The sequence below is a fragment of the Microcystis sp. BLCC-F209 genome, from assembly GCF_041928595.1.
Taxonomy (GTDB): domain Bacteria; phylum Cyanobacteriota; class Cyanobacteriia; order Cyanobacteriales; family Microcystaceae; genus Microcystis.
Genome location: NZ_JBHFLL010000239.1, coordinates 1 through 11,712 on the forward strand (window position 1 = coordinate 1; position 11,712 = coordinate 11,712).

Annotated in this window: 9 protein-coding genes; 3 read left to right on the top strand and 6 right to left on the bottom strand. The window is 45.5% G+C overall.

Annotation, left to right across the window (positions count from 1 at the left end):
* Window positions 1-663 (bottom strand): Rpn family recombination-promoting nuclease/putative transposase (locus ACE1AQ_RS15215; RefSeq protein ID WP_374808705.1); only part of this gene is annotated, 663 nt, incomplete at its 3' end.
* A 333-nt stretch (window positions 664-996) separates the two neighbouring features.
* On the opposite strand from ACE1AQ_RS15215, the gene ACE1AQ_RS15220 reads away from it, so the two are divergent.
* Window positions 997-2,502: an AAA family ATPase gene (locus ACE1AQ_RS15220; RefSeq protein ID WP_008198959.1), complete on the top strand. Its 1,506-nt coding sequence runs from the start codon at window positions 997-999 to the stop codon at window positions 2,500-2,502.
* Window positions 2,503-2,514: 12 nt separating this feature from the next.
* A complete protein-coding gene (locus tag ACE1AQ_RS15225; RefSeq protein WP_008198962.1) occupies window positions 2,515-3,024 on the top strand; it encodes an SH3 domain-containing protein in 510 nt (169 codons plus the stop codon).
* A 159-nt stretch (window positions 3,025-3,183) separates the two neighbouring features.
* Here ACE1AQ_RS15225 and ACE1AQ_RS15230 read toward each other — a convergent pair whose 3' ends face one another.
* The 5 genes from ACE1AQ_RS15230 to ACE1AQ_RS15250 form a co-directional block, all read right to left on the bottom strand.
* The gene (locus tag ACE1AQ_RS15230; protein ID WP_002800917.1) at window positions 3,184-3,657 is read right to left on the bottom strand and encodes a phosphate-starvation-inducible PsiE family protein; all 474 of its coding nucleotides are present in this window, start codon (window positions 3,655-3,657) and stop codon (window positions 3,184-3,186) included.
* Window positions 3,658-3,982: 325 nt separating this feature from the next.
* Window positions 3,983-4,822 (bottom strand): nitrate ABC transporter ATP-binding protein, encoded by an 840-nt coding sequence (locus tag ACE1AQ_RS15235; RefSeq protein WP_008198964.1) that lies wholly within the window; start codon window positions 4,820-4,822, stop codon window positions 3,983-3,985.
* Window positions 4,823-4,901: 79 nt separating this feature from the next.
* Window positions 4,902-6,920, bottom strand: a complete 2,019-nt coding sequence (locus tag ACE1AQ_RS15240) for a nitrate ABC transporter ATP-binding protein (RefSeq protein WP_110545787.1) — start codon at window positions 6,918-6,920, stop codon at window positions 4,902-4,904.
* 70 nt (window positions 6,921-6,990) lie between these two features.
* Window positions 6,991-7,821, bottom strand: coding sequence for a nitrate ABC transporter permease (gene ntrB / locus ACE1AQ_RS15245; RefSeq protein ID WP_110545794.1), 831 nt, complete (start codon window positions 7,819-7,821; stop codon window positions 6,991-6,993).
* Between the two features lie 112 nt (window positions 7,822-7,933).
* Window positions 7,934-9,292, bottom strand: coding sequence for a CmpA/NrtA family ABC transporter substrate-binding protein (locus ACE1AQ_RS15250; protein ID WP_110545790.1), 1,359 nt, complete (start codon window positions 9,290-9,292; stop codon window positions 7,934-7,936).
* A gap of 586 nt (window positions 9,293-9,878) precedes the next feature.
* Here ACE1AQ_RS15250 and ACE1AQ_RS15255 point away from each other — a divergent pair.
* On the top strand, window positions 9,879-10,961 hold the full coding sequence (locus ACE1AQ_RS15255) for a molecular chaperone DnaJ (RefSeq protein WP_110545797.1): 1,083 nt from the start codon (window positions 9,879-9,881) through the stop codon (window positions 10,959-10,961).
* Window positions 10,962-11,712: the final 751 nt, after the last annotated feature.

Genomic DNA, 11,712 nt, shown 5'->3' on the forward strand with positions numbered 1-11,712 from the left:
GCTAATCTCCTGTTGAAATTCTATCTCCTCGGACGAGTTGAGATTGAGATAGGTATCGACAAAACCTGAAATCAATTGCATTCTAGCGGCATCTAATCTTAATGTTACCAATAATCTTAGACATTGTGCCTTAACTTTTGCCCTATCCCGAGGGGCAATTTTCATCTTGGCCATCAAAGCGGTGGCGACGGGATTAGCTTGATTGAGAAAATCCCGCCAATTCAAGCGATTTAACTGGACAACTTGATAGTTAAATTCTAACACTTTTAAGTCGGGAAACTGGATTTTATATTGACGAATTGCTTCTTTTTGCGGACGCTCATAGGAAAATATGACAATCGGATAAACTGGCAAGGCAAATTTTTGATGCAGACGAGCAAAATAAGTAAACATTCGCCGATTAAATTCTGGTTGAGAGCTAGACTGTGCTTCTAGATGAATTAAGAAAAATGATGATTGTCCTCGAAATTGAACTTGGGCGACTAAATCACTTTCATACTTTTCTCCTTCCGTGACATCGGTAAAGACTTCTTTATCTAAAAATGTGATCTGATTAGGCTCTAAATAATTAATAATCTCAGGAAAAAACAACTGAATAAATTCAACAAAAAAAGTCGCAATTAATTCCTTAAATAAACGATCATGGTCAATAATATTATTCATACATAAGTAGTCGTGCAAAATTAATTTCCTAGTGAAGATAGGCAAGAGGCAAGAGGCAAGAGGCAAGAGGTGGTTAGATATGTGTAATTAATTTTGCTTAGGTACTTAGCAGTTAACCTAATGGTGAGATAGGAAGTTGTCCTTTGGGGGAGTCGGTCGCCGGTCGTCGATAGCAAAATGAGGCTACACTTCATCTTGAGGATAAATGCGCTAAATTACTGGTTAAGAGGGGGGCGAGGCAGTTCGAGCATTTGTACTAAAATATCCAAGGGACGGCTAACTGCTATATTTTCTGATGACGATATAAATAGCAAAAACTATAGACGAATAGCTATGAGCTTTGGTGAAGAATTTGAATTACTGCTGCGGGCCCGTTATCCTCTCATCTATGTTAGCACCCTAGAAGAAGAACGTCTCGAAAAAGCGATCGCCGATATTGCCAAACAGAGCCATAACCGTGCTGTCTATGTCTGGGATTTCGTGGATGGTTATCAAGATAATCCCAATAATGAGAACTTTGCTCGGCGTAATCCCCTGCAAGCTCTTGAATTCGTCGAAAAGCTGCCGACTAACATCGCCGCCATCATAATCTTACGGGATTTCCAGCGCTTTTTAGAAGATATTGCCATCGCCAGAAAATTGCGAAATCTGGCCCGTTCCCTGAAATCTCAGCCCAAAAACCTAATTATCGTCGCTCCCGAACTGTCTATCCCCTCGGATCTAACCGAAGTAATCACCGTCGTCGATTTTCCCCTTCCCAGTGGCGAAGAAATCAAACAGGAAATCCAGCGATTAATCGCCGCCACCGGACAACCCGTCAAAGAACCACTCCTGGATGAATTAGTGCTTTCTGCTCAAGGATTATCCCTAGAGAGAATTCGTCGGGTTTTAGCCAAATGTTTAGCCAGTCACGGCAAAATTGAGCCAGAGGACGTGGAATTAATTTTGGCAGAAAAACGCCAATCGATTCGTCAAACCCAGATATTAGACTTTTATCCCGCCACAGAGCAGATTTCTGACATCGGGGGCCTAGATAACCTCAAAGATTGGCTGATTCGTCGCGGTGGTGCCTTTAGTGAACGCGCCCGCGCCTACGGTTTACCCAATCCCCGGGGTTTACTATTGGTGGGAATTCAAGGGACGGGTAAATCCCTGACAGCGAAAGCTATTTCCCATCATTGGCACTTACCCCTACTGCGTCTAGACGTGGGGCGTTTATTTGGCGGATTGGTGGGGGAATCGGAATCGCGTACCCGTCAGATGATTAATCTCGCCGAAGCTTTAGCTCCCTGTGTGCTGTGGATAGACGAAATTGATAAAGCTTTCGCCGGAGTGGATGGGAAAGGCGACGGAGGAACCACCGGGCGGGTTTTCGGGACTTTTATCACTTGGTTAGCGGAGAAACAATCGCCCGTTTTTGTCGTCGCTACAGCTAATAACATCCAATCTTTGCCCCCGGAAATGTTGCGAAAAGGACGCTTCGATGAGATATTTTTTGTCGGACTACCTAGCCAAAAGTCCCGCGAGGAGATTTTTAGCGTTCATTTAGGGAAAGTCCGGCCCCATAATCTAAAAAGTTATGATATAAAGCGACTAGCCTACGAAACTCCCGATTTTTCGGGGGCAGAAATCGAACAAACCATCGTGGAAGCGATGCACATCGGTTTTAGTCAAAATCGCGACTTTAGCACCGATGATGTGCTTGAGGCCGCTAGTCAGATTATACCCCTGGCCCGCACTGCCCAAGAACAGATTCAATTTCTACAGGATTGGGCTAAGTCCGGTAAAGCTCGTTTAGCCTCTCGCGATGATCGTTTTAATGTCAATCCTAACAGTTAATTTAGCACCAATATGAAGCGTTTATCTGGTTTATTGCAATTTATGGTCGGTTTTGTCATGGGAGTGGCGATTCTGGTCGGTGGGGCTACTGCTGTCGCCTATATGCTTCTCTCTGGCATGAATTCTAATCCTCCTAAACCTGTCTTTACCGAGGAGAAAAAAGAGGAAACTAAGGAGGAAAAAGCTGCTAAATCCATCCCTACTACTCCCGTCCAAGAACAACCCCAAGCTGAGGTGAAAGAGTCTCCTAATACCCCAACACCAAAAGCTTCCCCGAAACCCAGTCCCGAAGAAACAAAAAGAGAAACCAAATCCGAGGGTTATCAAGCGCGGGTGACATGGCAAAGCGGTTTAAGTTTGCGCTCTGAACCTACCAGTGAATCGACTCGTCTCGGCGGTCTGGATTATAATACTAAAGTCAGTGTGGTGGGAACCAGCAGCGATGGCCAATGGCATCGCGTGCGTCTGTCCGATGGTCGCGAAGGTTGGATTAAAGCGGGTAATATTTCCAGAGTCGAGTAAATATTTATAAGGGTTAGGTTTTCTAAATCTACCCCTTTCCTTAATCAGTAATTGGACAAAGTTAAATTGACACTCTGGCAGGAGAGAACCCCAGAACTGCTCAACTCCAGAAGTAAAAAATATCTGTGATTAATTCTGTCTGGGGACTTAATCACTACTTCAAGAACGATTATCGCGATTAACTTTTCTGATTAACCAATAACTTGCCGCTAAAGCTAAGGTTCCCACGGTGAGGGCAATTAAATCATCTTTACTGTATTTATTGGGGTCGAAAATAATAATTTTTCGAGAGATGGCAATTAAAGCCGTAACTACTACTAATTCAACCTGTACGATGTGTTTTCTTAAGTAAGCAGTGACGTTTTCTAATAACTCTAAGGCAATCAAAATATTGAGAAATAATCCGAATATTTCAATTAAAGTTTTACTAAAAAAACCGACGGGTTCCGTAGTAAATAGGTCTTTGATTAGGATAACTACTAGATCATAAAGAGAAACAATAATAACAACAATTAAGGCTACGGATAAAACCTTAGAAACTATGTTTTCAATGAGATGAATCGACCTCATGAAATCTTCATCGCGCCATTGTTGACCGAAATTGATAAGTAGTTTCCGTATCTGTTTGAGCATGATCGATTAAGTAAAAAGTAAAAATTGTTATTGTATTTGATTGCTAATTGTTCTATTTAGTCAATAAGTAAGTCGATCCCCCCTTGATAAGGGGGTGCTGATCCCCCCTTAATAAGGGGGGTATCTGACAATTTTTAACATCTACCTACTTAGAAATAATCTTACTTGAAGAAGGCTTCCCTAAAAAAAAAATCTAGGTGCGATCGCTTTTTAACATCTACCTACTTAGAAATAATCTTACTTGAAGAAGGCTTCCCTAAAAAAAAAATCTAGGTGCGATCGCTATTAAGTCAACCGCACCCCAAACTAATACAAATGCTCACATCTAGCTAACATCATCGTGAGCGAAACGATTATAGAGGAAGTCGAGGGCATAGTTACGCAGACGATAATATTCCGGATCCTCCATAATTCTCTCTCGATCGCGGGGACGGGAGAAATGAATATTCATCACTTCGCCGATTTTCGCTTCCGGTCCATTGGTCATCATTACCAGCTTATCAGCGAGGAAAAGGGCCTCATCGATATCGTGGGTAATCATCAACACCGTACAGCGTTTATCTTGCCAGATTTTCAGCAATTCTTCCTGTAATTCCTCTTTGGTAATCGCATCCAACGCACCGAAAGGTTCATCAAGAATCAACACTTCCGGACGGATAGAAAGAGCGCGAGCGATCGAAACCCGTTGTTTCATCCCCCCGGAGATTTGGGGAGGGGTTTTATCCATAGCTTCGGTTAAACCCACCATAGCTAAATGATCGCGCACGATCGAGCGTTTTTGTGCTTCCGGAGCATTGGGAGACACCGCATCTACCGCGAGATAGACATTTTCAAAAACGCTTAACCAAGGCAATAAAGCATAGTTTTGAAACACTACCATGCGATCGGGCCCGGGTTTAGTAATTTTCTTGCCGTTAACTTTAACAATGCCATCGGTGGGAGAAGAAAAACCCGACACCATATTTAATAGGGTCGATTTACCGCAACCGGAGTGACCGATCACACAGATAAATTCACCTTCATCGATGTTGAGATTAACGTCCTTGAGGACGGTGTAGGGGCCTCTAGGAGTGGGATAAACCTTAGAAACTCCTTCAATGGTAACAAAAGCTTCTTTAGTGGGGGCCTGGGTTGCTCGGTTAACTGTGTCGGTGGTGGTGTACATGATTAGTCTTTGGGGGAAATTAGTTAATAGGGGCAATGGCCGGGGATAATTGGCTAGGAATTATCCCCTTAGTCGATTTTTAGGCAATTTTGCGAGATTCACTGGCACTAGGACGAGCATCAATAGCCACTTCGGCCATGGTGACGTTTTGTTTGATCTCTAAACTATTGAGATAACCGATCGGATCCTCGGCATCAAACTCGATACCATCGAATAAAAGGATCGGTGTGCGACGATATTTAATATCCCCTAGACCCAATTCCCGGGCCGCGGTACTGAAGACACCCACCCGACAGACGCGTTCGAGAATTTCTACCCAGTTACGCGGGAAAGGAATGTGGCCCCAGCGCGCCATTTGGGTCATCATCCAGAGGTGTTCGGTACGACTGGGACGATTTACCCCATCCCCAAAGAACAGATGGTGTGCATATTCTTTCATCGGTCGATCGAGACTGCACGCGTAGGAGTTGGGATCACCCAGTTGGATATAATCTATATTGGTACTAAGGTACTGACGACTAGCGAGGATTTGACGAATTTCTTCCTGATTCCCTTCCTCGGCACAGTAGCGACAACCTTCCAGCAGTGCTTTGACTAAAGCGACATGGGTATTAGGGTATTTATTGGCCCAATCTTCCCGAACTCCCAGGGCCTTACCTGGGTGGCCCTGCCAGATTTCTAAGTCGGTAGCGACGGTATAACCGATACCTTCCATGGCGGCCCGTAGGTTCCAGGGTTCACCGACACAGTAACCGTCAATACTACCGGTTTTCAGGTCGGCCACCATTTGGGCCGGGGGAATAGTTTCGAGGTGAACGTCTTTATCGGGGTCAATTCCCGCTGCCGCTAACCAGTAACGTAGGAGCAAATTGTGCATGGAGGAGGGGTGAACAATGCCAAAAATATGGCGCTGCTCCTTCGATTCCAATAGCATCTGTCTTAAAACGTTACCGTCAATCACTCCCTCGTCATAGAAGCGTTTAGCGAGGGTGACACCGTTACCGTTACGCGTCATAGTCAGGGCGCTGACAATCGGCAAAGGTTGCTCCTGATAACCACCGACGGTTAACCAGGTGGGCATTCCCGAAGGCATTTGCGCCCCGTCGAGGAATCCCCCCGCGATCCCGTCCACAACGCCTCGCCAACTGGTTTCCCGGACTAAATTCACCTCATCTAGACCATGTTTAGTGAAGAATCCCTTTTCTTTGGCCACTGCTAGGGGCGCGCAAGCGGTGAGGGGAACAAAACCGATTTCTAGATTGACTTTTTCTAAACCGTGACGGGCAATCACTTCGACTTTGCGAGCGCGTAGTTTTTTGATCCGTTTTTGTTGGTTGAGGAAATAGATAATTTCACTCCGGAGACTGTAGTAACTGGGGTGTTCCACCACTTCCATGCGTTTGCGGGGACGGGGGATATCCACTTCCAAAATACCGCCAATTTTTGAGCCGGGGCCGTTGGTAAGCATGACGATGCGATCGGATAATAGCACCGCTTCATCCACATCGTGCGTCACCATTACCGAGGTCATTTGGTATTCTTCGCACAGCTGCATTAACTGTTCCTGTAGATTACCTCTAGTCAGGGCATCTAACGCGCCAAAGGGTTCATCTAAAAGTAGGACTTTCGGACGAATGGCTAGGGCGCGAGCGATCGCTACCCGTTGTTTCATCCCCCCCGATAATTCGTTGGGACGTTTATCCACTGCATGACGAAGATTGACCAGATCGATATATTTTTCGACTTCGGCTTTTCTTTCTTCTTCTGACAGTTGGGTGAGAACTTGATCGACGGCCAGAGTGATATTTTCTTTGACGGTTAACCAGGGTAAAAGGGAATAGTTTTGGAAGACTACCATGCGATCGGGTCCCGGTTTTTTAATGCTTTGACCTTGCAAAGTCACCACCCCTTCCGTGGGCAAATCTAAACCAGCGATCATGTTTAAGAGGGTGGATTTTCCGCAACCAGAGTGACCGATAAGGGAGATAAATTCCCCTTTTTTTATCTGTAAATCAATCCCTTTCAAGGCCACATATTCACCGCCACCACTGAGGGGGAATACTTTATCAATGTTATCGACAGCGACAAACAAACTCATAGTTTTTTTCTCCTTAAATTGGCTCAAGTTTCAGTTATTTGAAAATGGGGAAAATTTCCCCATTGATTCCCTATTGACGAACGATTTGATTTTGCAACCAAGCCATAAAGCGATCGAGCAATAAACCCACACCACCGATATAAAACAGCGCGAGAATAATATCGCTGATGTAGTTATTTTGGTAGGCATCCCAGATAAAGAAACCGATACCGACAATACCCGACATAACGATTTCCGCCGCAATAATCGCTAACCAAGCTAAACCGATCGCAATTCTCAAACCAGTGAAGATGTAGGGAAGAGCCGAGGGAATTAATATCTTGAAAAAGAATTTTTTGCTGGACAATTGCAAGACTTGTTTAACGTTGATATAGTCTTGGGGAATTTGTTGGACACCGACGGTAGTATTAATCAAAATCGGCCAAACTGCGGTAATAAAGATAACGAATAAAGCAGCAGGTTGGTTTTGTTGTAAAGCGGCCAAAGATAGGGGAACCCAAGCAAGAGGAGGAACTGTTCTCAGGAATTGGAAAAGGGGATCGAGGGCCTTATTTAAGAAGGAATTTAAACCGACCATAATCCCAACACCAATACCAACCACTGCGGCAAAAGAATAACCGATTAATACCCGTTGCAGACTGGCTAAAGTTTGCCAGAATAGTCCTTTATCAATGCCTCCACGATCAAAGAAAGGATACATTAAATAAGTACGGGTACGCTCATTGGTGATTAGGTCGGATGGGGGGGGTAATTTGATTAATCCCACCATCGAGACTAATTGCCAAACAATCAGAAAACCTAAGATACCGATAATGGGGGGAAGAATGTCATGGGAATGCTTTTTCCAGAATTTACCGAAGTTGAAACCACCTTTACCTGTTCTGCTGACGCTACTTGCCATTTTGCCGTTTTCCTTTGTTGAAGATAAAGTTACTTGATTGGGAAGAGAAGAAAACATTTTTGGGATTGATAGACTAGATATTTTATCCACCTAGCCTATCGTTAAAAGCTCGCTATTTTTTGATCGCCAAACTATCGAGATAAGCTTGGGGATTGGCAGGGTCAAAAGTCTTGCCATCAAAGAATTTTTCGACACCCCGGGAGGTAGTGGTGGGAATATCGGCTGCGGGAACTCCTAATTCTGTAGCTGCCGCTTTCCAAAGATCCTCGCGGTTAACTTTGTCGATTAATGCGGAGGCAGTGGTTAAAGTTTCTTTCGGCAAGAAACCCCAACGAACACTTTCGGTTAAAAACCAGAGATCATGACTCTTGTAGGGATAGGAAACGCTACCGGCGGGATCTTTCCAGTAGAAAACCCCTTTATTTTTGTCGGTGATTTCCGGTTTACCGTCACCCATTTTCTGCATTCCTTTGAGGGGACCGGCGATAATTTCTTCTTTGAGGTTGAAATAAGCCGGTTTAGCGAGAATTGCTGCCGCTTCTGCCCGATTTGCCTCTTGATCGAGCCATTGCTGCGCTTCCATAATTCCTTTTAATAGGGCCTTGGTGGCTTTTGGGTTTTTATCCACCCAATCGGCACGGATAGCGAGGTATTCTTCCGGGTGATAGGGCCAGATTTCTGCGGTTAAAGCTGACATAAAACCGATCTGATCAGCCACAATTCTCGCCGGCCAAGGATCACCGGTACTAAACGCATCCATGGTTCCCGTTTTCATGTTGGCCACGGTTTGGGCGGCAGGAACCGCAATTAGGTTAATATCCGTATCGGGGTTAATACCACCGGCGGCTAACCAGTAACGAATCCAGAAGTCTTGATTAGCTTTCGGGAAAGTATAGGCGGCTTTGAAGGGAGTTCCCGTCGTTTTCATGCCGAGGATGTAATCTTTGGCGGGTTTCAGGTCTAAACCGATATTTTTGCCCTCGTGTTTACCTGCGATCGCAATTCCGTTACCCTGGGTGTTTAACTGCGCTAACACATACATGGGGACTTTAACGTTATTTTTGGTGATTAGTCCCTCGGAAATTAGGTAAGGCATGGGCATTTGCCACTGTCCTCCGTCAATTCCGCCCGCATCTGCCCCAATTTCGACGTTATCTCTAGCAGATCCCCAGTTTGCTTGTTTGGAGACTTCCACATCGGCCATCCCGTATTTAGCGAAAAAGCCTTTTTCCTTGGCAATAATTAAGGGTGCGGCCTCAACGATAGGAATATAACCTAATTTAATTTTGGTGGTTTCAGGAGCTTGTTCCGGGGCGATGGCGACGGGAGAGGCTGCCGGGGAAGCGGGCGCGGTGGTGGTGGTTCCACCCGTACTGTCGGGGGGATTACCCACACAACCTTTGAGGACAACAGCCCCTGCCGCTGAAACCGCCGCCGTGGTTAAAAATTTCCGTCTCGAAAAATTTGACATAGAATCTCCTACCTGCTTGCTAAAGCAAATATGTGTGCTGAATTATGGGTAAAGGAATCCCTCGCTAAACTTCCCTTCTAGCCCGTGCTATAGAAATTTAGCTATGGAATATTGAATCTCGATTGAACTTACTAAATAAGTCTAGCGGAATTTGGAAAAAATAATTAATCTGATCGAGAATTTTATTTACAAAAATTTAATTCGATTGATAAGAATTAATTAAGACCATTGATATATCTAGCTTCTAGCCACTTAAAAAGGTTTCCGCAGGAGCGCCGGCGCAGGGGAGTGGGGAATTATGAATTATGAATTATGAATTATGAAGTGGGGAAGTGGGGAAGTGGGGAGGTGGGGAAGTGGGGAGGTGGGGAAGTGGGGAAGTGGGGAAGTGGGGAAGTGGGGAATTGGGGAATTGGGGAAGTGGGGAATTGGGGAATTGGGGAATTGGGGAATTGGGGAAGTGGGGAATTGGGGAATTGGGGAGCAGGGAGGTGGGGAGAAACAACAAAACGAGCCAAGCGTGAGTTTTAGGAATGCGGTTCCTTGCGGCTTGGTAGAATGGACAATATGCTTTCACCCCAAAGTAATGACCAGATCTAAAAAGCCGAAATCACCGAACTCCTCTGATTCGCCCACCTCTCCTGCCTTGGCGCTGTCTTCCCTACATTTTCGTCTCCAAGCTTTAGAGGAGGAGCATCAGTGGCTCCTCAAGCAGATTGGCAGAAAACGCAACGAACTGAAGAAATTCCTCGACCAGATGCGTTCCTTAGCGACGGAGATTTTCCAGAGAGGGCAACCCCTCTATCAAAAACTTACCGACCTCGACCGCGAAATACACGCCCTTTTTGACGAAATCCTCACTGCTAGAAAAATGGGGCAGCAGACAAAAAAAAGGATTCTCGGAATTTACGAGACACTTCAGTTAACGGGGGTGATTAGCCCAAAATTTGAGGATGGAGATGAAGAACTAGACGAACTTTTCGGAGACGAAGAGTCGGAAGGATCATCGGAGCAATCCGCGCAGGATTTCTTCTCTGGGGGAGACTCCTACGGCCGTCACGATGATGGAACAGAGCTATCACCTGAAAGCTCGCCTAAATCTCCTGAATCTAGACAAATACGCCGCACTTTCCTGAGAATGGCTGAGATTTTTCACCCCGACAAGGTTACGGATCCCGAAACTCGGATGCGTCACAATGAGATCATGAAGGAGGTCAACCGTGCCTATAAAGAGGGAGATATTGCCAGACTGCTGGAAATCGAACGACAGCATCAAATGGGGGACTCTTTCGCGGTTGAAGGCTCATCGGAAAGCGACCTTAAACGACAGTGCGAGAGGGTTGAAACCAATAACGAACTACTTAAAAAGCAATACGAGAACCTGAAAAGAGAACTGCGCTCGGTGCGAAATACCCCGGAAGGCGAGATGGTGAGGGCCAGCCGCGCTTGTGAGAAGGATGGCATCGACCCGATTGAGCAAATGCTAGAGGAGATGAAATTACAAGTTCAATCCACCGAAAAAATCTATAATTTTGTCCGTGACTTCCGCGATAAAAAGATAACGGTTAAAGAGTTTCTGCGCGGACCGGTCAGGATGGGCAGAAGCCCGGAAGAGATGGAAGACATTCTTGATCAACTTCTGGAGCAACTTCGCGGAATCAGCCGTTAAAGAGAGAAAGTAGGGGCGAAGCATTCGGGCAATAACCTATCGCTGAAACCGTATATTTCCTATCCGAATGCTTCGCCCTTACAGGACGCGGGCCGATGAAGACACAAGGTTTTGAACCACGATTCTCTCAAAATCTTGCACCGGTGGGGGCGAAACAGAACCCTAAAACCCTTACTTCGTCTATATTTCACATTTATTCAGCAAGCCTTAATTATTGCCGGTGGGATAATTATTGCCGGTGGGCGAACGCAGTTCGCCCCTACAAAATCGACCCGCCGTGAGGCGGGAAAGAAAAGAAAGAGAAAAAATAGAGAAAAAGGGTAAAAAGGGAAAAAAAAAGGATTTTAGTGATTGCCTTACCCCCTCAGATGCTTATGGATTGTCACAACATTGACTTTCCCCCGCTAACCGCTCGCGCGGTTAGCGGGGGATTCTCGGTTCTTAGGCTATAGAGCGACGGCATTCTCTGGCTCAAAAGAAAAGGCTCTTTATAGTTTATCATCGGCAAATCGATCACCTTCGGGCGATCGAATTCTGCAAAGAGCCACTACAAACGACCGACTAACAAGCATAAGCCCACCTTATCACCCCAACAAGAAATACTTTTGTCAAACCCCTTTACAAACCGATACAAACTCTCTAAGATAGAGACATCATCAATCGTACCTCGATAACTTAATAGGAATCATAAACCAATGACCACCACCTTACAACAGCGCGAGAGCGCTTCCCTGTGGGAGCAGTTCTGCCA